Annotated in this window: 21 protein-coding genes; 19 read left to right on the top strand and 2 right to left on the bottom strand. The window is 20.0% G+C overall.

Features of this window, described 5'->3' with window-relative positions; all coding sequences use genetic code 4:
* The first annotated feature begins 1 nt into the window (after position 1).
* Together JTY60_RS01870 and topA are read left to right on the top strand one after the other, a co-directional pair.
* Complete coding sequence (locus JTY60_RS01870; RefSeq protein ID WP_434414420.1) at positions 2-649, top strand: DNA-processing protein DprA; 648 nt, start codon at positions 2-4, stop codon at positions 647-649.
* A gap of 2 nt (positions 650-651) precedes the next feature.
* Complete coding sequence (gene topA, locus JTY60_RS01865) at positions 652-2,634, top strand: type I DNA topoisomerase (protein ID WP_434414419.1); 1,983 nt, start codon at positions 652-654, stop codon at positions 2,632-2,634.
* A gap of 34 nt (positions 2,635-2,668) precedes the next feature.
* On the opposite strand, the gene JTY60_RS01860 is transcribed toward topA, so the two are convergent.
* A complete protein-coding gene (locus JTY60_RS01860) occupies positions 2,669-3,676 on the bottom strand; it encodes a hypothetical protein (protein ID WP_434414418.1) in 1,008 nt (335 codons plus the stop codon).
* A gap of 478 nt (positions 3,677-4,154) precedes the next feature.
* Here JTY60_RS01860 and JTY60_RS01855 point away from each other — a divergent pair, with 478 nt between their 5' ends.
* Positions 4,155-6,575, top strand: coding sequence for a DNA gyrase subunit A (locus JTY60_RS01855; protein ID WP_434414417.1), 2,421 nt, complete (start codon positions 4,155-4,157; stop codon positions 6,573-6,575).
* A gap of 10 nt (positions 6,576-6,585) precedes the next feature.
* A complete protein-coding gene (locus JTY60_RS01850) occupies positions 6,586-7,323 on the top strand; it encodes a GTPase (protein ID WP_434414416.1) in 738 nt (245 codons plus the stop codon).
* Between the two features lie 1,635 nt (positions 7,324-8,958).
* On the opposite strand, the gene JTY60_RS01845 is transcribed toward JTY60_RS01850, so the two are convergent.
* Positions 8,959-9,921: a hypothetical protein gene (locus tag JTY60_RS01845; RefSeq protein WP_434414415.1), complete on the bottom strand. Its 963-nt coding sequence runs from the start codon at positions 9,919-9,921 to the stop codon at positions 8,959-8,961.
* Positions 9,922-10,178: 257 nt separating this feature from the next.
* On the opposite strand from JTY60_RS01845, the gene JTY60_RS01840 reads away from it, so the two are divergent.
* The 15 genes from JTY60_RS01840 (at position 10,179) to JTY60_RS01770 (ending at position 23,747) form a co-directional block, all read left to right on the top strand.
* On the top strand, positions 10,179-11,252 hold the full coding sequence (locus JTY60_RS01840) for a hypothetical protein (RefSeq protein WP_434414414.1): 1,074 nt from the start codon (positions 10,179-10,181) through the stop codon (positions 11,250-11,252).
* A 126-nt stretch (positions 11,253-11,378) separates the two neighbouring features.
* Entirely contained in the window at positions 11,379-12,398 is a 1,020-nt protein-coding gene (locus JTY60_RS01835) for a hypothetical protein (RefSeq protein WP_434414413.1), read from the top strand.
* 510 nt (positions 12,399-12,908) lie between these two features.
* Complete coding sequence (locus JTY60_RS01830) at positions 12,909-13,157, top strand: hypothetical protein (RefSeq protein ID WP_434414412.1); 249 nt, start codon at positions 12,909-12,911, stop codon at positions 13,155-13,157.
* A 369-nt stretch (positions 13,158-13,526) separates the two neighbouring features.
* Positions 13,527-14,540, top strand: coding sequence for a hypothetical protein (locus JTY60_RS01825; RefSeq protein WP_434414411.1), 1,014 nt, complete (start codon positions 13,527-13,529; stop codon positions 14,538-14,540).
* A gap of 465 nt (positions 14,541-15,005) precedes the next feature.
* The gene (gene gmk / locus JTY60_RS01820; RefSeq protein ID WP_434414410.1) at positions 15,006-15,578 is read left to right on the top strand and encodes a guanylate kinase; all 573 of its coding nucleotides are present in this window, start codon (positions 15,006-15,008) and stop codon (positions 15,576-15,578) included.
* A 125-nt stretch (positions 15,579-15,703) separates the two neighbouring features.
* The gene (locus JTY60_RS01815) at positions 15,704-16,408 is read left to right on the top strand and encodes a hypothetical protein (RefSeq protein ID WP_434414409.1); all 705 of its coding nucleotides are present in this window, start codon (positions 15,704-15,706) and stop codon (positions 16,406-16,408) included.
* Positions 16,409-16,760: 352 nt separating this feature from the next.
* Positions 16,761-18,005, top strand: coding sequence for an aminotransferase class V-fold PLP-dependent enzyme (locus JTY60_RS01810; RefSeq protein ID WP_434414408.1), 1,245 nt, complete (start codon positions 16,761-16,763; stop codon positions 18,003-18,005).
* Positions 17,989-18,435, top strand: a complete 447-nt coding sequence (locus JTY60_RS01805) for an iron-sulfur cluster assembly scaffold protein (protein WP_434414407.1) — start codon at positions 17,989-17,991, stop codon at positions 18,433-18,435. Before JTY60_RS01810 ends, JTY60_RS01805 begins: the two co-directional genes overlap by 17 nt.
* A gap of 1 nt (position 18,436) precedes the next feature.
* Entirely contained in the window at positions 18,437-19,021 is a 585-nt protein-coding gene (locus JTY60_RS01800) for a 5-formyltetrahydrofolate cyclo-ligase (RefSeq protein WP_434414406.1), read from the top strand.
* A gap of 244 nt (positions 19,022-19,265) precedes the next feature.
* The gene (locus tag JTY60_RS01795; protein ID WP_434414405.1) at positions 19,266-19,724 is read left to right on the top strand and encodes a hypothetical protein; all 459 of its coding nucleotides are present in this window, start codon (positions 19,266-19,268) and stop codon (positions 19,722-19,724) included.
* The gene (locus tag JTY60_RS01790; RefSeq protein ID WP_434414404.1) at positions 19,696-19,899 is read left to right on the top strand and encodes a hypothetical protein; all 204 of its coding nucleotides are present in this window, start codon (positions 19,696-19,698) and stop codon (positions 19,897-19,899) included. The genes JTY60_RS01795 and JTY60_RS01790 overlap by 29 nt, the downstream gene beginning before the upstream one ends.
* A 149-nt stretch (positions 19,900-20,048) precedes the next feature.
* Positions 20,049-20,291: a hypothetical protein gene (locus tag JTY60_RS01785; RefSeq protein ID WP_434414403.1), complete on the top strand. Its 243-nt coding sequence runs from the start codon at positions 20,049-20,051 to the stop codon at positions 20,289-20,291.
* A 167-nt stretch (positions 20,292-20,458) separates the two neighbouring features.
* Positions 20,459-20,608, top strand: coding sequence for a hypothetical protein (locus JTY60_RS01780; protein ID WP_434414402.1), 150 nt, complete (start codon positions 20,459-20,461; stop codon positions 20,606-20,608).
* A 184-nt stretch (positions 20,609-20,792) separates the two neighbouring features.
* Entirely contained in the window at positions 20,793-21,455 is a 663-nt protein-coding gene (locus JTY60_RS01775) for a hypothetical protein (protein WP_434414401.1), read from the top strand.
* 1,281 nt (positions 21,456-22,736) lie between these two features.
* Entirely contained in the window at positions 22,737-23,747 is a 1,011-nt protein-coding gene (locus tag JTY60_RS01770; RefSeq protein WP_434414400.1) for a hypothetical protein, read from the top strand.
* Positions 23,748-23,885: the final 138 nt, after the last annotated feature.

Here is a 23,885-nt window from a genome sequence, read left to right as displayed (position 1 = left end):
AATGTTTAAAATTCAAAAATTTGAAGTTAATGAAAATAAAATTTTTAGTAAAATTTTAAATATTCAAAAACCACCAAAAAATTTATATTCAATTGGAGATATTAACCTTTTGGATTCCAAAAATAAAATAGTTTCGATTATTGGTACCAGAAAACCATCATTATATGGGATTAATGCAACTAAAAAGTTAATTTCTGGGCTTAAAAATAAAAATATTGTGGTAATTTCTGGATTTGCTTTAGGGATTGACAGCTTAGTACATCAAGAATGCCTGAAAAATAATATTAAAACTGTGGCAATTACAGCTTTTGGTTTCAAGCATATTTATCCAAAAATTAATAAAAATTTATTTTTAGAAATTGCTAAAAATGGTCTAGTGATTTCTGAGTTTGAACCAAATATTGCCTCAAAAAAAGAATATTTTAAACAAAGAAATCGGTTAATTTCTGGATTTTCACAACTTCTAATTGTTATTGAATCCAAAAGAAAAAGTGGTACTTTAAACACAGTTATGCACGCAATCGATCAAAATATTGATATTGGTGTTGTACCTTTTCCTATTTTTGATGATCAATCAAACAATACTTTAATAAAAAATGGCGCCTTTCTTATTGAATCTTCAACTGATATATTGGATTTATTAAAATAATTATGAAACTACTAATTTGTGAATCACCGATTAAAGCAAAAACAATTTCAAAATTTTTGTCTAATGATTTTTTAGTTTTAAGTACAAAAGGTCATCTTTTTGAATTAGCTAAAAATAATAAGTATAATCTAGGGATTAATTTAAATGACTATAGTTTAAATTGGGTTCCTATTCAAGGGCAAAAAAAAACAATTAGTTTAATTAAAAAAAGTTTAAAAGATTCAACAGATATTTTTCTTGGAACTGATCCTGATCGAGAAGGTGAAGCAATATCATATCATATCCTAAATTTTATTGTAAAAAATAAAGAAGAATGCGAAAAAAAGTGTAAAAGAGTAGTGTTTCATGAAATTAATAAAAAATCAATTATAAAGGCAATTGAAGCACCAACTTCTGTCAATGAATATTTAGTTAAAGCTCAAAATTGCAGAAGAGCAATTGATAGAATTATTGGTTTTCGCTTAAGTAATTTTTTTTGAAAAAAATTTGCTTGTAAAAGTGTTGGAAGAGTACAATCGGTAATATTAAGATTAATTTGTGAAAACGAAGAAAAAATTGAGTCTTTTGTTAAAATAATTACATTTAAGCTATTTTTGCACTTAAAAAATGGTTTAATTTTAAATTATTTAAATAAATCTTCAAAAACAGAAGATAGTTTTTCATCAAAAGATGAAATAAATGAAGTTGCTAGTAATTTAAGTGATTTTGCAACTTTAGAAGACATAAAAGAAAATATTATTTCATCAAATAAATATTTACCACTAACAACAGCAAAAATTTTAATTTTATCCTTCCAAAAATTTGGTTATCCCACAAAAAAAACTACTTTTATTTTACAGTCATTATTTGAAGGAGTAAGTTTAGAAAATGAACAAATTGGCTTAATAACTTACCCAAGAACAGATTTAAATGTAATTTCAGATGAATTTGCTCAAAAAATAAAATTATACATTGAGAATAAATATGGACAAAATTATTTTTGAAAAGATAATAAAAATGTTAAAAAAATAAAAAAAAATGTTCAGGGTGCTCATGAAGCAATTAGGGCAACTGATTTATCTAAAGAACCAGAAAAAATTGCAAATTTTTTATCTAAAGAACAATTAAATATTTATAGATTAATTTTTGAGCATACAGTTATTCCTTTTATAACTCCAACAAAAAATTTAATAAAAACTTTAACTTTTAAAAATAATAATTACTTTTTTCAAGTAAAAATTACAAAAAATTTATTTCCTGGACAAAATATTGTCTTAAATCAAGAAATTAATGATCCGTTGGCAAATTACGATTTTTTGAAAAATAAAAAATATTTTGTGGCTAATTCTGAAATTAAAGAATATGAAACAAAGCCGCCAAGTAGATTATCTGAAGGGAAAATTATTAGTATCTTAGAAAATCTAGGAATTGGAAGACCTTCTACTTATTCTGAAATTATTAACAAAGTTAAAAAGTCTCAATACATTATTTTTCAAAAAAATCTTTTTTTTCCAACAATAAGAGGGAAGTACCTAATTGAAAAAATAAATAAATTTTTTCCCTTTATTATTGATTACAAATATACCTCAAACTTAGAATTAAAGTTTGATGAAATTAGTGAAAAAAAAATTGAATATTTTCAGGTAGTTAACGAAATTTTTTTACTAATTGATAAAAATTTATTAGACTATAAAAGTGTCTCAACTGAAAAAAACATCCCTTTAAATCATGATTGTCCAGAATGTAAAACCGGTAAATTATTACTAAAATCCTCAAAATTTAGTGATTTTGTTGGATGTAGTAATTTTCCTAAATGTAAATTTACAACTTCATATAATTTTTTAGAAAATAAAATATTTTTTTCAAAAACTTTAGAGAGAAAATGTCCAAAATGTGGTGGAACATTAGTAACAAAATGAAATTCAAACTATTTAAGTGAATATATTAGTTGTAAAGATTGCGATTATAAAGAAATAATTAATAAAGAAAAAAACTTAGATACTTAATTAAATTAAAGAAAAAATAATATTTTTTAAATTTTTAATCATGCTTAAATACAATAATAAAGTTACCTTTTTTAAAACTGGCTGGTTCAGGGTTTTTTACATCAAACTCTGAAAAAAATGAAGCATATAATTCTTCATTTTCTGAATACTCTTTATCAAGAGCTACACCCTCTATATTAATTTGTCTAACAATTTTATTACATTCAATAATAAATTCATGATTTGTTCCATCAATTGTAATTTGTTTGTTTAAATCCATGTTAAAAAGTAAAGGCATTTCAATAATTTTAAATTTATGGGGGTGTCAATTAATATCATAATATAAATCTTCATCAATTAGGTCACCAGTTAAAATACTATTTTTAGAAACTTTAGGATTGTACCCAATATCAGGTTTATTCATATCATCTTCATTATCGAATGTAAAAGTCATTTTTTGAGATTGCTCAGGTGATATACCATAATTAATTAAATTAGAAATATTAGAACAATCGTATAAATCTAGATTATAATCAGATTTTTTAGGACAAGAAAAGTTGGGTGAAAGCTGAAAAAAAACTGTTATATTATTAAATACCATAGATTCATTGTCATTCTTAGAAATTTTTAGATTAAAATTTGAGATAAAAATTATATTATTTAAGTCAAAAGTACCATAATCTAATTTAAAAAGTATATTTTTATTATCTTTATCAATTTTAATTTTTTGATTTTTTAAATTAGTTAAACTAGTAGGAACTACTTTATTAACTTCGTCTTTTTTAAGACCAATTAATTTAATATTAGAAATATTAAAACTATTAACAGAAAAATTAAGACCCGAATCTTCAATTTCGGTTTCACCTGTAAAAAGTTTTAAATTAGTGTATTTTAAAAATTGATTGTCATAGTTTGGATCAATATTACTTAATTTAGAAACAAAATTTCTGTAATTTTGATTTTCCTCATTTTTTTCTTTTTCACATCCTACAACAGAAATTGTAGAAGCAAATATAGTTAATGAAGCCAATAAAAAAGTTTTAATTTTTTTTTCTATTTTCATAAGGCAACCTTTTTTCATTTTAAAATTTTAATAAACATTTTTAATATAAATAATCTATATTGGTTTTTTAATTCTTATAGTTTTTTAATGCTTATATTATAGTTTATGTTTTTTTTTCAAAATAATTTTTACTAATATTAAATTGTACTAAGATCAATTTTATATTTATTATTTTCATCAATTTTAAGCACCATTTATTGCAATCATCATTTTTTTCATTAAATTAAAAGACCAAAAAAAACCATCTAAAATTAATTCATAATCAAAGTTTTTAAATAAATTAGGTATCAGTACAAAATTTAAAAAACTGTTAAGTAATTAAAAACCATGAATTATAATTTTTTTTGGTAATTGTTAAATCAAAAATTTAAAGCAAAAGTATCGTGATTTAATTTATAAAATATTTTTTTATATCTATTATTTTTTGTTATAAAATTTTGTTATTATTTAAATTATTAGTTAAAATAAAAAATAATTTATGAAAAATAAAATATTAGCTCAAGTAGATAATATTATTGAAAAAAAATTTCAATATTTAATTTCTGATTATTACAAAGAATATGCCAAATATATTATTCAAAATCGGGCAATCCCTTCATTTATTGATGGTTTTAAACCTGTTCAAAGAAGAATTATTTATTCAATGTATAAATTGAATTTAAAATCTACTTCTTCGTATAAAAAATGTGCAAAAGTTGTTGGAGAAGTAATATCAAAATATCACCCTCACGGTGATACTTCAATTTATGATGCTTTAATTAGACTTTCTCAACCTTGAAAGCAAAGATATCTTTTAGTTTCTGTACAAGGAAATAATGGCTCAATTGATGGCGATGTTGCTGCTGCTATGCGTTACACAGAAACTAGATTAACTCCGTTAGCAGATGATGTTTTATCATATTTCGATAAATCAGTTAATCCATTTGTTAATAATTTTGATGATTCAGAAAAAGAACCGTTATTTATTTATTCAATTTATCCAATTCTTTTTTTAAATGGGTGTAGTGGAATAGCAACTGGTTATGCCTCAGAAATTCCCTCTCATAATATTAAAGAGTTATTTGAAGCTATTATTTATTATTTTAACAATCCAGATTGTGAGTTAAATGATGTTTTAGAAATTTTTCAAGGTCCAGATTTTCCAACTGGGGGAATTATTATTAATAAAAATGACATCCCAACCATTTATAAAAATGGTTTTGGAAAATTTATTATTGAAGCTAAAACTGAATGGGAAATTGTTAATAATAAATTTGTTTTAAAAATTTTAGAGATTCCTTATTCTTTATTAAAACAAAATATTGTTAAAGAAATTGAAGATGCTCGAGTAAAATACAATTTAGAAATTAAAGAAATATTAGATTTATCTGATAAAAACGGTCTTTTAATAGAAGTACACCTAAATACTTTAAATTCAAAAGAAGCTAAAGAAATAAGAAATATTTTGTTTCAATATACAAGTTTAAGATATAACTATAACTGTAATTTTTTAGCAATTTACAAAAAAAAACCTATTTTATTTAATTTTTTACGTTTCCTGAATTGTTATACAAACTTTCAAAAAGAATTCTTTTTTCAAGTTTTATCAAAAAAGCAAGAAAAATTAAATGAAAAATTAGAAATTTATTCTGGTCTTGAAAAAATGATATCTATTTTGGATGAAGTAATTGCTGTAATTAAAAAATCTAAAAATAAACAAGATGTTATTTTAAATTTGCAAAAACATTTTAAATTTACAGAAAATCAGGCTTCAGCAATTGCATTAATGCAGTTATATCGCCTTTCAAATACAGATATTTTAGAATTAAAGGCTGAAAAAAAAAAAATAAAAAATGAGTTGAAAGAAATTAGTTTTTATTTGTCTTCTCAAGAAAATCTTGTTTCATACATTATTAAAAATATTAGAAAAATATTAGAAAAATATGAAAATGAGCAGAGAAGAACTGTTATTTTAAATATTGAGCCACCAATAGTACAAAATATAAAAATTAAAAAAGAAAGCTTAAATTTAAATGATAATGAGCACTTCTTTTTATTGACAAAATTTTTTTATTATCAAAAAATTACTAAAAAAAACGAAAGTGAGTTATTAGAATTTCCGATTAATTTATCAGAAAAAGATGAACTAATTGCCTTAGGTAATTTTAAAAATAATCATATTTTTGTTGCTGTATTAAATACTGGTGAGTTATTTTATTTTTATTTTCAAAATTTAAATCAAACAAAAAATGATGGACTAAATAATTTACAAAATTATTTAAAAAATGTCAACGAGAACCTAAAAATTATTACTTTAATTCAACTTTTAGAATTTAAAGATTTAAATTTAGTTTTATTTTCAAAAAATAGTTTCTGTAAAAAAGTAATTATTAAGAAAGAAAATTTTGAAAAATTAAAAACTTTTAAGTTTTTAAAAATTATTAAATTAGAGTTAGATGATTATTTAATTAATTGTTGTATAGATAAAAATTTAAATTTTTTAGTTTTTAAAGACTTTGATAATCAATTAATAATTTTTTCAGAAAAAATTAAAGAAATGTCCTTAATTTCTAAAGGTATTAAATTGATAAAAAATGATATTATTAATTTTTCATATCCATTTGTTAGTTTAAATGATAAATTATTACTGCTTTTTGAAAATAAAAAATTAAAAAAATTTTTAATAAATGAACTTGGAACTTATAAAAGTATTAAAAAATTCAAACCATTTTCAAAAAAATTAAATTTAAGACGCAAAATTAAATATCTTTTTCCTCTAATGAATGAATTATTGTTAATCAAAAATAATAATTCATATCAACTAAAAAAAGAATGAAACTATGAAGTATTAAAAAAAATTCTTTTAGATGATGCTTCAAACAACTTAAAGTTTTATTTTTTATCATTTTTTTCTTTTTAAATATTTAAATATGAAAAATGACTTTACTTGATTTCCAGGGCACATGAAAAAAACCTTGAATTTTTTTCAAAAAGAAAAAAAGAAAATTCAAGCCGTTTTTTTTATTGTTGATGGAAGAATTGCCCTTACTACTTTAAAATATTCTTTTTTTAATTTTTTTGACAAACCTATTTATTTATTGATTAATAAAAAAGATTTGTTAACTGAAAAAGATATTACATATATTAAAAAACATTTAAAAAAGTTTTGAAATTTTAAAAAAGTTTATTTTTTTTCTTTTAAAAATTATCATAATTTAAAAAATTTTTTTGAAAAACACATTTTTTCTGAATTTATATTTTTTTCTCATTTTCTTGTTTGTGGTTTCCCAAATTGCGGAAAATCTACATTAATAAAGAGATTAAGTCAAAAAAAAATTAATATTGGAAAAAGCCCTGCAATTACTAAGAGTATTCAACTAATAAAAGTTAATGAAAAAATAAATTTAATTGATACTGCTGGAATTTTGCCAAAAAAATTTTTTTCAAACGAGGACTATTATAAATTTTTTTTGGTTAACTGTATTAAAAGAATTGAAAAAAATAAAACTGAAGTTATCGATTTTCTATTTAATTATTTAAAAATTTATGATCAAAAAAATTTTAGTTTCCTTTTTGATAATAAAAGTTTAAAAGAATGTGCAGAAAATAAAAATTTCTTTTACAAAATTGATAATTTAAAAGTTTTTTTTGATAAAAATTTTAATTAATTAAAATTAATTAATGAAAAAGGATCAAATTTTTTTTAATTTAAACACTTATTTTATTAAAAAAAATTTATTAGAACAGAACTTTCCTTATAAATATTTAACATAATTAAAGAAGGTATTAGTTTTCTAATGTAAAATTAACATCATTTTTATTTGTTTTTTTTTGATTTAATTTTTCTAAATTCTTTGTATTTTGTAAATTTTCTAAAATTTCAACCATTTATATTATTATTATATTTTGTTTATAAAAAAAAACACAACTATTAGTTGTGTTTTTATGAGTTAACTATATGTTAACTTTGTGTTAAAATATAATTAGTTTTTTATATTACTTATAAAAAAATAACAATTATTATAGTAAAATCGATGTTTATTTTATATAATTTAATTGTAGAACAAATAAAAAGGATATTAAATTTGTTCTAAATTATTATACTATAAAAATTAATTAAAAAAATTACTCTAAATTATCATCTCTTATTATTCCGAAAAAATCTAATGTTATCTCATTAAAAAAACAATAGCAATTCACCAATTTAACATATTCCAATGTGTCTTTGAAATTTTCATTTTTAAATCAATTATTCAACATAATATATATACCTAATAGTGATGTTTGAACTTTGAAAAAGTTTATTATATAATCAAAGCTTGTACCCGCAAGTCTACAATTTTTTATCAACACTATCTGCTACTTTTTGAAACTTAACTTCTACTATATTTAATAAATTGTTTTTTAAAAATACAGTTATCGGGCAATATTTTTTTAGATAATCTTTTCCTTATCGTTCAGATCTAAATATTTAATAAATCTATATAATTCATACTTTTTAAAAATATAACCTATTTTTTTATTGTTTTTATTATTGATTATTTTATATATTTCTTTACCAATATTAGTTTTAATTAATGTAAATCAAGAAATATTTTTTAAAGATTTTATAAAATCGGTTCTATTTTCAAATATTAAACCTGTTTTTGTAGACGATCCACTTTTACTATTTTTGATCATATATTATTTTTTTCAAAAAATTTACCGTTTTTTTAGGTACTGATGTTTCTAAAATTTAATTTTACTAACTTTTAACTTTAAATTATTAACTTCATTTTCTAAATAAAAAATTTTTTGTCTAATTATTTAATATATTTGACTTTTGTAAGTTTTTTTGATAGTTTTTTTATTTTATTTTACTTTTTCTAGAGTAACATTTTTTTATGAGTGGGAATAATTTTTTAAATTTGAATTATATGCCAATATATTTACTATTTTCCGGTATGTTTTACATATCATTAAAAAAATAATTAATAACCAGAAATTGAGCCATTAAAAATAAAAATAAATATAAAATAAAAAAACCTTGATTAATTTGTTACAAAATTAGGGTAGAATAGGCTAAAAATAATGGTAAAATATGCTAGAAATGATAAAAACGCTTGATAAACTTAAAAAAATAAATAAAAAATAAAATTTTTTATTGTAATGTAATTATTATTTAATAAAAAAATAAAGAAATCATCAAAAGTAATTAACAAGATATTACTTAATAATCTAAAAAATTTAATATACATCAAAAAAAGCGATAAAAATTTTGAAAATAAATAAATATAACTATTTATCAAATTAGAAGATAGGATCTAAAAAAATTCAGCTATAACAGAATTATTTTTATTAATTTCATCTTGGTTTACACTTATTCAAGCATAAATATCAAGATTTAAATCTAGTTTATCAATAGTTTTAGTACTTCTTCCATGTATTTCAACATTTTCAATCTCTTTATTAAAGTTAACAATTAAATTTCTATTATTAACAAACTTATAGTGTCTGTCTATCACATTAGCAATCTGTAAATTACCTAAATAATCCTCTTCTTCTCACTTATAAAAATTTTTAAAATTTTTTCCAATTAACAATTTTTTTGTACTATTTTTTGAGAAACCAAAAAATTTATTAGAAAAATCAAAATCATCTTTTTTGAATTTAAATTCTTTGGCGGGCATATAACTAATTTGTTTACATTTTGCAGATAAATCACTTTTTTCAATTACATTTAATTTGTTGTTTTGATATGATAAAGCAAAGAAGACAGTTACATTATTTATTGTTATATTGTCATTAATACCAATTGTTTGATCTTTGTTGCTTTTAATATAATAATTAAAATTAGAAGAAAAAACTACATCATTTAAATTTAAGTTTTTTTCAACACTATTTTCTTTAAAGTGAAAATTTATATTATTATTTTGGTTATCAAAAGTAATAAGATTATCATTGTTATTAAAACTACTAATATCTATTGAATTACCTTCAATATTATTTGATACATCATACATTAAAACATTTGTTGGATTAATATTTGATAGTTCGACATTAATTAAATTTTCATTGTGAACTATATCCTTTTTTGTAAAATAATTCTTTAAAAAAAAGTCATTTTTATTGATATTTTTAATTAAAGTTAAAAAAGTTGTGTAACTTGAATTATTTTCTTTTTTATTTTTATTACAACTAGTTAAAGCAAAAAAAGTTGATAAACTAATTAGTCCTAAAAAAAATATTTTTTTTCCGTTATTATATATTTTATATCCAATATTCATCAACATAAATTTAATCGCAGTATCTTTGTATTTACCAATTTTAATAAAATAAAACAATAAAAAAAAAATAAAAAAAATGTTACAAAATTAAAATAATTTTAATATTTTTTTTGTCGATTTCTTGTTTTATAAATTAATTTGTATTAAATAAATTTTTAAAATATAACTAAAAAAGGCATTATTTTTGTAAAATAAATTTTTAGATAAAATTTTTTAGTTATTTAGTTAAGAAATAAAAAATAAATTATGTTTATTAAATGAAAAAATCAAAGTTATTTAGTCTATTGTTTTTTGGTGGTAGTATTTTTTTTACAAATTTTTTTCAAAACAATAAAACTGATAATTATAATTATTCAAGTGCCGTTGTTCGTAAAAATGTTGATAAAAAGTTAAATACTAATTTTTCTAATAATAAAAATAAATTTTTAAATAAGTATTTTGATTTTTTAAAAAAAAATAAATATGTTTCAAAATGACAAAATGTTGCCTTATTTAAAAGTGAAAATAATGAAAATCTATTATTTAATAGTTTAAACAATAATTATGTTAATGTCTTTAATGACACCACAAAATCATCTTTTTCTTTATATTTTTTAGATGATAATTTTTTAATAAATCAAAATATTGAAAATAATTACAAATATTTAATTAATGTTTTAAACACTAATTTAGACCTAAAAGATACTAAAAATTATGATGAAAATATTCAAAATTTTATTTATCAAAGTGATAATTCTTTTGCATTTAATGGTTCTGTAGTTTCAAAAGACAAAAGTTCTCAAAGACAATTTAATGGGGTTGTAAAAGATAAAAATTTAATAATTTTTAAAGTTGATTATTTTGATTTTAGTCATAAAAAATTGGGGTGGTTGGAAATTTTTGGAATTATAGTTTTTGCTATTTTAACGCTTGTAATGATAGTTTTTGGTTTGTATGAAGTGGTTGGAGCCTTTGGTGTAACTACTGGTGCTATCGCTGATGGTGCTGGAGCTGGTGCTGCTGGAGCAGAAGATGGCGTTATTTTAGGAGTTGAGGGCGAAGGACTAGTTGGAGAAGGTGAAGTGGAAGCGGGATGAGATGCTCATTTTGAAGAAGCTATGGGTAATTTTGATGGTGATAGTGGATATGGAAGTTTAGAGGAAAGCGAAGTTTCTTCAAATTTGTCAGATTATGATGGTTGATCATTAAATTCTGATAGTGGAAATAGTTTTATGGAAAGTGAAAATGAATTTAATCTTGGCAACAACAATCTAAATTTAGATGAGGGTTCATTTGGCTGTTTTGATTATTTTCAAGATTTTTTTTCAGGAATAAGAAATTGATTTTCTTAAAGTTAAAAGATTTTTAGTAAATAAATTAATACGGTAAAAATATTTTTAATTTAATTTAAGATTTTGTAACTTTGTTGTAATTTGTTATAATATATTTAATTAAATAACAAGGATAGAAAATTATAAATGCTAATAAAAAATAAAAAACTTAAAAAATCATTAGTTGCTTCGTTGACTTTGATTGCCTCAGCAATTTCTGTTGTAGCTTGTAGTAGTAGTAAATCTGATACTGAAGATATTAATTATAAACATTTTTCTGATGCAATTAATGGCTTAAGTTTAAAAAATTTTGTTTCTGATGATTCTTCTTTTTCATTATTTAAAAACGAATTTGTAGATATAGACACAGATATAAATTTTTCAATTTCTAATGAAAAATTAAATGTAGATAATATAAATCTTTTTGACATAAATAGTGCAGATAATAATTTTACTCCTTATAAACTAAATAAACTAAATAGTGGTTTTATAAGTTTGATAGATAATAAAATAAATTTTAAATTGGGTGAAAAAAAAGTTACTTTAGATAACATTCTTTTTGCAGAAAATTTTGACATAAATGTTGAAGATATTACAACAAAAGATATTAAAGAAAATCTTTTTACTAATGTAACAGCCTTTTTTAAACTATCACAAGATATAAAAGATATTTCTAATCCCTTTAGTTTAAATTTTGTAGAATGAGATAAAGCAAATGTTAAATTACCTAGTCCAACTACGCAATATATTAACGAATGTAAGCTTGATATTGGTGGAGGAAATGCAAACTCGCTTGAAGCGGACAAATATGATTTTGGAATTGATCACAATATTAGTTATTTTTGTGAGAATAATGTAGAAAGTTATAAAAAATTTTTTGAAGAAAATAAGGGCATGTATGATAAAAACACGACTGTAGAATCTTTTTTATTATTTGACACATTAAATAGTAAGATTAAAGAAATTAATTTTGATTCAAAAAATAAAATTACTAATATAATTTTTGAAAAATATGATAATTTGGTTGCAAAATTTGATCCATCATTTACCACTTCTGATAGGGTCAATTTCCCTGGTTTTTTTTATCTTTATACTCAGTATACAAAAGATAAAGTAGTAGCTAATAAAACTAATAAATTTATTGTGTGCCCTATTGCCATCGAATAGTATAAGGTTTTTATATATAATTATTTGTTAAAAATGCTACTAAAAAATTTATTTTTTTAAAATACCACATAAATTGTGGTATTTTTTTTATTAATTATGATATTTTAATTTTTTTAATTTTTATATCTTTAAAATAAAAAAATTATTAATTAAAGCATTGAAAACTAATAAAAAATTAATATTTTATTTTAAGTTTCAGAAATCAAATCAAAAAATAACTTAGTAAAATAAAATTATTATTTTTTTAATAAAAAAAATAAATTTTTAGAAAAAATAAATACAGTATGTTTTTTTATAATTTATTAACAATTTATTAGTAATTATTATAAAAACTACAAAAAAAATTTTAATAATACTATTAAAGAAAAAATTTTTACTAATGTAATAGCGTTTTTTAAATTTTCACAAAATACTTCTTCTTCTTCTTTTTTGATAAAAATTTTAAGATTTGGATTGTGCAAGTGTAATCTTTAATTATCCTTCAAACTAAAGGTTATGGTCTTGATATGAGTGAAAAAAGGTGATAAATCACTTAATTCAAAGTTATATAATTTTGGCCTAAATAATAATATTAACGCTTTTTATGGAAATGAAAAAGTTTTGAAGAAAAGTTTAATTGTAAAAATGCCCAAAAATATTAAAATAAAAAAGAAGGACAATTTGTTAATAAATTCTTTTTATTTTTTATTTAATGCAATAAATAGCAGTATTTTGAAATTTGATAAAAATAAAGCTACTTTTAATAAATATAAAATTTAGTTGCAAAATTTAAACTTAAAATACACTACAAATTATCCCCGACCTACCATCTGACGATGCTGCAGAATTATTTACTTAATTTAGAAATGGTAAAACAGCTGATAAAAATAATAAATTTATTTTTTTATTTAAATAAATGTAAAATAATTATTTTATCTTTATAAATAAGTTACCACTACCATAATTTATCATAATTAATTAAATTTTTTATTTTCTTATAATTAAAATTAAAGTTTTAGTAGTAAAACTTAAAAATAAAAAAATTATTAAATATAATTTTATTTTTATCTTAAAAAAATAAATATTTTTTTTAATTTGGGTTAAAATAATAAAGTATTTAAAAAAATTAAAATAAAGGACTATTTTTTAATGTTAATAAAAAATAAAAAAATAAAAAATTCACTTTTCACTGCATTAGCTTTAATTGCTTCATCAATTTCTGTTGTTGCCTGTGGAACTAATAATAATGGCGATGATGATAATTATAAGAAGTTTAGCAACTTAGTTAACAACTTAGACTTAAAAGATTTTGTTTCTGCTAATTCTTCTTTTTCTTTACTTAAGAAAAACGAATTTAAAGATAATAAAAGTTTAAATTTTTCAATTTCTGACAAAAATTTAAATGTAAATAATATTTGTCTTTTTAATTTAAATAGTGAAGATAAAAAAAATAAATTATACCACTTAAGTGATCTTAATAATGGTTTTATAAATATTTTAGATGATAATAAAATTACTATAAAAATGGGTGATGATGGTAAATTAGTTAGTTTAGATAACATTCTTTTTGCAGAAAATTTTGACATAAATGTTGAAGATACTGCAAAAAACGCTTCTAAAGAAAAAATTTTTACTAATGTAACAGCTTTTTTTAAATTAACAGAAGATACAAAAGATCCAAAATCTTTAAATGTAATTTTTAAACAATGAGATGACAATCTAGCTTTAACTCCACCATCTACTGAAGGATATAAACTACAAATTGATGGAGGAAAAGACTCACTATTAGCTAAGGAATATAATTTAGGCCTTAGTGAAAAAAATAATTTTTTCTACGGAGATAAAGATAATTTTGAAAAAAAATTTGAAAGTAAAGAAAAACCGTTGAAATGAGATGACACTGATAAAATGCAGCAAATGAGGAATTTTATTTTATTTGACGCGCTAAAAAGTAATACTATAGAAATTGATGATAAATCTGTAATTCATTTTAGTAATTGTGATAATTTAGTTGGAAAATGATCTCTTTCCTTGCTGGAAAATAATATGTCATTAACTACACAAGCTAGTTTATATTCTCAATTTACAAATGGTGGTAGCATAGCAAACTTAAATAATAATTTCATGCTTGAATTTCCAACTTTAAAAAACTCATTTTTTTAAAAATAACGATAATAAAAAATTTTATTTTTTTAAATACCACATATTTTGTGGTATTTTTTTTATTAATTATGACATTTTAATTTTCAACATCTTTAAAATAAAAACATTATGTTTTTTTTAAACTTAATGATTTATTAATAATTATTATGAAAACTAAAAAAAAAAAAAAATAATAATCCAAATAAAAAATGCAATTTTAAAAATTTAAATAATTAAAATAAATAACATTTAATTAGTTTTTAAATAAGTAATAAATTAAAAATTATGAGATTAGTGAAAAAAACAATTTAAAATTATTTTAATTTAGTTACAATAGTAAAAATAATTAATTTTTGTAAAGGTTTATAATAACTAAAAATAATAAAAAAATTAATTTTTGTAAAATACCATTATTCTATGGTATTTTTTTTAATTTTTTTTATAAAAAACATTTAAAAAAAAAAAAAAATTATTATTTAAACTATTATGATATTTTTAATTTCTGGTCCATCTGGTATTGGAAAAAATTCAGTTATTAAAGAATTACAAAAAGATAAAAAATTAAATATTTCTTTATCTGTTTCTTATACTACAAGAGACAAAAGATTTAATGAAATTAATGGTAAAGATTATTATTTTGTTAATAAAAATGAGTTTTTAGAAAAAATAAAAAAAAATGAATTTTTAGAATATGCTCAATTTGTTGATAACTATTATGGAACCTGTAAAAAAGAAATTGAAAGAATCATTAATTTAAATAAAAATGTATTATTAGAGATTGAAACAGTTGGTGCGAACAATATTTTTAAACAATTTTTAAATAATAAACAAAAAATTGTTTCAATTTTTATTGTTCCGATAAAAATTGAAGATTTAAAAAAAAGACTTGAAAATAGAAATACTAATAGTAAAGAAGACATTAAAAAAAGATTTGACTTGTCGCTAAAAGAAATTGAAGAAAGAAAAAAATTTGATTATATTGTTTGTAACGATAAACTAGAAAATGCAATTTTTTTAATTAAAAAAATTTTAAATTATGAAATTAGTTTAAAAAACTAATTTTATAAAATAAATTTTAAATTATTTCAAAGTTTATTCTACAAAACTATTTTAATGTTGAATAAAAAGCAGTTGTATTCTTTTAATTTTTTATTTATAATTTTTATCACTAAATTTTTAAACTTATGATTAAATTAAATTTTACTAAAAAATATATTATTCTTTCAAAAAAATGACTAAAATTTATTTTATATTTTGTAATTTTTTCATTTTTTTTAGTATTTATAAGCATATTATTAATTTTGATACTTTATTTAACTAATTTTTCTTTTTATGAATATAAAAATAATCTGATTTTATTTTCTTTTTTAAATATTTTTTTTATAATATCTACAATTTTTTCTTGTTATTTTCTTTATCGACAAAAAGATATAATAAGTAATCGAGTTATTATTTTTTTTAATGGTGTTTCAGTTTGTTTTTTTGCCATTATTTCAATAATAGTGGCATTAAATTTATTTTTTGATGAAACAAAAAATTATCTAAATAACGACTTTGATGAATGAAAAAAAGTAAAAAATCATTACCGTGATGAAAAAATTAAATATAATTTTTTTTTCATAGCTTTTATTTTTTTATTTTTTAGTTATTTTTTTTATGGATTGCTTAATTTTTACTTATATATTCAATTGATGAAAATTAGAAAAATAACCTTAGTGGAGCAGTGAAACAATAAAATATATTTACTTACATATAAACAATTAGCAAAAGAATTTAATTTTTTGGAGAAAGAAAAGAAGAAAAAAATTGTTAAATTAAATAATTTAGATTTAAAAAATCAAAAAAAACAATTAAATAAAAGAAAGAAAGCATATTTTTATAAAAATTAATTTATCAAAATTCAAAAAAAATATCTGCTATAATATTTAAAATTAACTAAAAAAAAATAATAATAAATAATATGTTTTTTGTCTTTTTATTAATACTTTCTTTTTTGTTTATTTTTTTTTATTATTCCCTAAAAGAGAGTGAAAAAAAAATATTAAAAAATGAAAATATAATTAAAAATAAAGGCATTTCTTTATTGCGAACTAATTTAAAAAATGATAAGTTTATTGGACTAGTTAGAAATGACAAAAAATTGCTAAAAAAGTTAGTTTATTTTTTTATTTTTATAATTTTAATGATTATTATATCTTTAATGTTAGTTATTATTGCATTAAATCATTTTCCAGGTTAATAATGATAGAAAATAATTTAGAAAAAAAATTTTTGAAAATAAAAAAATTTTTTCCTTTCTTTAATAAAAACAATGTAATTTACTTTGATAATGCCGGCACAACTCAAAAACATATTAAAGTTATTGAAATGTCAAATTATTATTATTTAAATGACTGTGCAAACATTCATTCATCAGATTGTAGTCTTTCACTTAATGCTTTAAATGAATATAAAAATTGTAAACAATCGATTGCAAAATTTTTAAATTGTAATGATTTTGAATTATTTTTTTCTTCAGGAACAACTTTGATTTTAAATCAATTTGTTCTAATCATGGAAAAAATTTTAAATGAAGGTGATCAGATTTTATTATCATATTACGAACATTCATCAAACTTTTTTCCATGAATAAAAATGAAAGATAAAAAAAAATTAAAGTTTCTTTATCTTCCATATAAAAATGATTTCTCAGTTGATTATTTACAATTAGAAAAACTTATTTCTAAAAATAATATAAAAGTTATTTCTTTGGCGCTAACCAATAATAATACTGGCGAAGAATTAGATATCTTGAAAATAAAATCTTTTTTAAAAAAAAAATTACAAAATCCTTTAATCCTCTTAGATGCAGCACAAGCAGTTTCTCATACAAAAATTGATTTAAAACAATTAGATATTGATTTTTTAGCTTTTTCTGGTCATAAAATTTATGGTCCTACAGGAATTGGGGTTGGCTATATTAATCATAAAACTTTAAATAAATATAATTTTGATCCAATTTTACTTGGAGGAGGAGCAATTTCTTGATGTGATGATGAAGTGAGTTATAAATTAAAACCATTCCCTTGAAATTTTGAATCCGGAACATTAAATATTGAAGCAATATATGGACTTCATCAAGCAATAAAATTTGTTGATAATATTGGTGTTGAAAATATTTCAAATTATGAGAAATTTCTTCAGAAATTTGCTATTTTAAAACTTTCAAAACTTAAAAACATTAAAATTTATAATAAAAATATTAGTAGTTCAATTGTATTGTTTAATGTTGATAAAGTATTTTCACAAGATGTTGCAAGTTATTTAAGTTATAAAAATATTTGTGTTAGATCTGGTGACCATTGCGCAAAATTTTTAAAAAATATTATTAATGTTACTACTACAGTTAGAGTTTCATTTGCTATTTATAATAATCGAGAAGAAGTGTTAAAATTTATTAAAGAAATTGAAAATGGGGGGGATTTTTTAGGTGGAATCTTCAGATAAAAATTTTATTTATCGTCAAATTATTTTGTCTCATTATCAAAATCCAGAAAATAAGTACAAATTTGATACAAAATTAACCAAAAGGCATAATAGTGAATCATGCATTGATGATATTACTTTTTATATCAAAGTAAATAAAAAAACCAATGTTATTGAAAAAATATCTTTTGATGGGATAGCTTGTGCCATTTGTACTTCATCTTGTGATATTATTTGTAATTTATTAAAAAACAAAAATATTGATAATGCAAAAAATATTTTAATAAATTACTACAATATGATTTTTCAAAATAAATATGATAAAGTTGTTTTAAAAGAGGCTAATGCATTTGAATTTATTTATTTGCAACCAAATAGAATAAATTGTGCCACTTTAGGGCCAAATTTAATTAATGAAATTTTAAATTTAAATATTAAAAAAAACAATTAGTTTGCAACCAGAAAATAAAATATTTCTTAGAGAAAAATATTTAAAATTAAGAAAAAAATACCTTAAAGACGAACTGTTAAAAAAAAACTTACTAATTAATAAAAAAATTATTTTTTTAATTAAAAAGCATAAATTTAAAAACATAGGTTTGTATTACTCTAAAAATAATGAGGTAGATTTGGAAGAAACCTTAAATTTTTGTCTTGAAAATAAAATATCTTGTTATTTTCCAAAAATTATAAATAAAAAAATAGAGTTTGTAAAAATTACAAAAAAATCAGAATTAATAACAGATAAATATCAAATAAAAGCACCAATTTCTAATAATTTTCTAAAAAATATTAATATCATTGAAATTATTTTTTGTCCTTGTATTGCTTTTAATTTAAATTATCAAAGAATTGGTTATGGTAAAGGATACTATGACAAATTTTTAAAAAATTTTTTTAATTTAAAGGCAATTGTTGCCTTTAACTTTCAAAAATTAGAAGAAATAACTAATTTTGAAGAGTATGATGTAAAGTTAGATTTAATTATTACAGAAACAGATTTATTAATTAATAAAAATAACAATTTTTATAAATAAAACTAAACAGATAGACATTAAAAAAATTATCAGTTTTTTAATCTAAACTATCAAAAAATTTTTTTAGCAGAATAGATAAAAAAGTTTATTAAAAAAGTTTATAAAAAAATTCTGTTATTACAAAAAAATTTGATAATATAAAACTTTAAATCCATTATATTTAATTGATAATTTGTTAAAATATAATAATATTCTAAAATTTTTTTATAAAATTAGAGCAGATTTAAAATAACAAAGGATATTTATGAAAATAGAAAAAAAATTAAAAACTTTTTTATTGTCATCATTAACTATATTTGCTTCTGTAATTTCAGTTGTAGGATGTGAAAGAACAACCATAAATGATGGAGGTGATCAAGGAGATCAAAATTACAAAGATTTTGTTAATAAATTATTAAAAAAAATATCCCCGAAGAACTATTTTTTTCCGGGAAACCATACTTCTGTTCAAGATTTTTATAAAAATGATACAGCTTGAAGAGAACATTATAGTTTAACTGATGCAAAAATTGATTTAGATAATTTAAAGTTTTATGATATTTCTGGTTACAAAGATAGAAATATGCCAACTATAAGAACTGCTAAACCAGTAACTTCATTGAAAGATGGAAACATAACATATGATGCGGATGGTAATGTTCTTTTTAATGGCGTTTCTTTAGATAATATTTTATTTGCTGAAATTTTATTTAAATTTATTTAATGTTGACTATCAGCCAGATGAACATGGAATGATTTTTTCAAATGTTACTTTATTTTTTGGGATTGTTGCCAACAAAAAAAATGTTAGTGCGAGATTTTGAAAAGATTTTTCTAAACCTGATAAAAAACCTCAGTTTAATGTTAATGCAAATACCCCTAACTTTTTTAAAATATAAAATTAGATCCTAACCATGGTTTTAAAGATGACAGTTATAATTTTGGAATAGATATTGATAACAATCATTCTTATGAATATATTGGTCCTGATCCTAGCACTATTACAGATATTAAATGAAATTTTGATAATAGTGTTAAGAAACAATTTGTGCCAAGTTTATTTACTGTTGCAGATGATAATCTTACTATTGAACAACCATCAGAAGAAGGACAACCTGTTAGTTTTAATTTTAACGCTACTAGTGTTATTGGACAATTTACTGTATCTGGTAAGGCAAACAAGGGTGCGCTTAATACTGAAGCCAATTTTTTGGGACTTTTTAATAAAAATAATTTAAAGTTAAATATAAATGGTAATTATTTTGTAGCAATTAACCTTGATAAAAAATAATCAAGTTAAAAAAATATTTTGTAAAAATGGCAAATTTATTGCTTAAAAAAAATAGTTTTTGCGATAGTAAATTAAATATAAAAATTAATTAATATATGTTTTATAATATAATATGTTTATAATATATTTGTTATAAATAAAAAATATTAAAAAAACAAAGGACAAATATGAAAATAGAAAAAAAATTTAAAACTTTTTTATTGTCGTCTTTAACTATATTTGCTTCTGCAATTTCAGTAGTTGGATGTGGAAGCAAAAAAGATGATGGAGATCAAAATTATAAAGATTTTGTTACTAATTTAGAAAAAATAAATTAAATGAAATCTAAAAAATACTTCTTTAGAAAATTTTTTGGATAAAAGCGGAAATCCAGATATTTATAATAAAAGATTTAAGTTTAAGTGTAAATAAGGTTGATCCAGAAACTCTAAAATTTTATAACATTACAGATTATATAAAAAATCTAGCGGTGATGAGATAAATTCTGAAAAATTTACTTCGTTGAAAGATGGTGGAGTAACATATAAAGACAAAAACATTTTCTTTAATGATGCTGATTTAAAAGATATTTTGTTCGCTGAAAATTTTGATTTAGTAGTAAAGTGAGAAGATAAAACACCTAAAGATAGTAAAATGATTTTCAAAAATGTTACTTTATTTTTTAAAATTAATTCTGACAAAGATAATTTTAAAATGGCAGATTGAACTTCTTTGAAAACAAATTTTAATGTTAATACAGGACCTGATTTTGCTAATGATTTAAAACTAGATAGTAATAGTAACTTTAAAAAAGATCAAATTGATTTAGGAGTATCTGAAAATACAAATCAAGCATATTGATTTAATAGTGAAGATGTTGAAAATGCTAATAGTATTGAATGAAATTTAGATCCTCAAGATGCTAAACATATATTATTACCAAATTTATTTACTGTTGGAAATGAAGATAAACTTACTGTTGAAGTAGATTCTTCTAAAAAAGGCTATTTTGATTTTTCTTTCGATAGTAGTAATATTTTTGCGTCATTTGAAATAGATGGTAAAGCTAAAAAAAAAGATGGTAGTGATACTAAAATTTCAGCAATGTTTGTTGGAATGTTCAGTAAAGATAATTCAACATTAAAATTAGCTAATAATTTTTTTGTAGATATTGATTTTAAATAAAAATTGACTTTAATAATATAAAAATATATAAATTCAAATTTATATAAAATATTTTAATTAAAAAACAATTCAAAAATCTTTGAATTGTTTTTTTTATTTTGTCCAAATTAGGTTGAAAATAATTAGTTGTAATAAAAAATAATATATAAAAATTAAAGGTATTTTTTTAATTTAGAGAAAATTTTTTGAAATTCTAGAATACTTAAAAATATTTAAACTTAGACAATATTAATGTAAAAAATTATTTTTATTATTACAAAAACAAATTTATTAATTATTTTATATTTTATCGTCATTAAATGTATTTGTTTCTTATTTTTAGTAGTTTAGATGTAAAATAGCAAAAAATAATGATGCAGAATAAAAAATTACAAAAGTTTTGTTGATATTACAAGAGTAATTTGAATTAAATAAAATAATTTGATGAAAACTGATTATTACTTGAAAGTTTTGATAGTTTTTATAAAATTTTTTTATATGAAAAGTTCAGTGTAATTTATTAATGTAAATAAATTAAATTTTTATCAAATAGTAATGTTCTTTTTAAAAATATTAATATAAAAGTATTTTGTTTGCTAAAAATTTTGATATAAAAATAGGAGCAGCGCGCGCAACCCGATAACTAACCAATTGATTTTTTCAAATTTTACTTTATTTTTTTAAATCAAAGCTAATAAAAATAATGCTTCAATGTTTGAAGTATAAGGTAAATTTTTAGTTAATATAACTACCTGATCCAGATTTTTTTAATAGTTCAAAAAAATAGATAAAAATAATTTTTTTAATGATAAAAATATTTCTTTAAAAAGAAGTAATAAATCTAATAACCAAGTTTATTGGTATGATATGGTTGGAAAAAAACCTGGTGAAGTTAATGATGTTAATAGAGCTTTAGTGAAGTATTTATTAGATTTATTTAATTGTTTCAGATGATACACTTCTATAGGTAAATCACAAGATAATAAATTTTATTTTTATTTTAATCCTAGTAGTTTTGTTGCTCATTATGCGTGGTACTTCAAAGAGAAATAATATTCCTGTTAATAATACAGCAAAGTTTGTTGGATATTTAATAAAAAAATTGAACTTTAAATAAAATAGGTTTTTTTTGTACAAATTAAAATTAACTAATAATAAAAATTTATAAAATTTAAATTAATTAATAAGCAATTCAAAATTTTTTGAATTGTTTTTTTTTATATTTTTTTATCAGTAAATTTGTAATAGTAAAAAAATCAACAACTATAACTCTTATAAAATTTAAAAAAAGAAAGGAAAAATATGAAAATAGAAAAAAAAATTAAAACTTTTTTATTGTCATCATTAACTATGTTTGCTTCTGCGATTTCAGTAGTTGCATGCGGAAGTAAAGATGAGGGGGACCAAAATTACAAAGATTTTGTTAATAAACTAGAAAAAGTTAGTTTTAAAAATTCAATAAAAGATAACACTTCTTTTAGTAGTTATGAAAATAGATTTAGTGACGATAAAGTTTGAAGTACAAATTTCAATATTAGTGCAGATAACTTAAAATTTTATGATATTACTGACTATGAAAATAAGGATAAGGAAACTATAACTTCTAAGTCGTTATCTACGTTAGAAGATGGAGGAATAACATATGACGCAGATGGTAATGTTCTTTTAAACAAAGTTTCTTTAAATAATATTTTATTTACAGAAAATTTTGATTTAAGTGTAAAAAATGTTAAATATGGTCCTAAAAAATCTTCGATGACTTTTAAAGATGTTACTTTATTTTTTCAAATTAAAGCCGACAAAGATAAAGTTATCATGATCCCTTGAGATGATACAAAAAAGAAAAAAATTTCAGTTTGAGGAAATACTACTGAATTTATTAAAACTTTATCATTAGATAAAAAACATGGTTTTAATACAAAAAATGTAGATTTTGGCTTAGCTAATAGTGATAATCAAATGTTTTACTATTTAAAAAATGATAAGGTTGAACTGAAAAATTGAACGTTTAAATGAACTGGTTTAGAAAAAGAAAAATTAAAACCTTTAGCTTCTAATCATTTATTTACTGTTGATGACAATGATAAACTTACTATAAATAAACCAAGTGGAAAAGATCCTTCTTATCATTTTTCTTTTAATGTGAAAAATTTTTTTGCTTGTTTCACTAATGTAGAAGGAGTTGCTACAGCAGAAACTTTTTTTGATAAAAAAGTTGAGGCAAATTTTGTTGGAATGTTTTCTAAAAGTGATTTACATTTTAATAATAAAAGTAATTTTTTTGTAGAAGTTGACCTAAAAAATTTATTATAAATAAAAAATTAAAATTAATAATTTAAATATTATAAATTAAATCTTATAAAATTTAAGTTAATTAAAAAACAATTCAAACATTTTTGAATTGTTTTTTTTATTTTTTTATAGAAGTAAATTTGTAATAGTAAAAAAGTT

The organism is symbiont of Argiope bruennichi (assembly GCF_051094275.1).
Taxonomy (GTDB): domain Bacteria; phylum Bacillota_I; class Bacilli_A; order Mycoplasmatales; family SG1.
The sequence above is the reverse complement of the archived record's forward strand: the minus strand, read 5'-3'. Positions and strand labels throughout refer to the sequence as shown.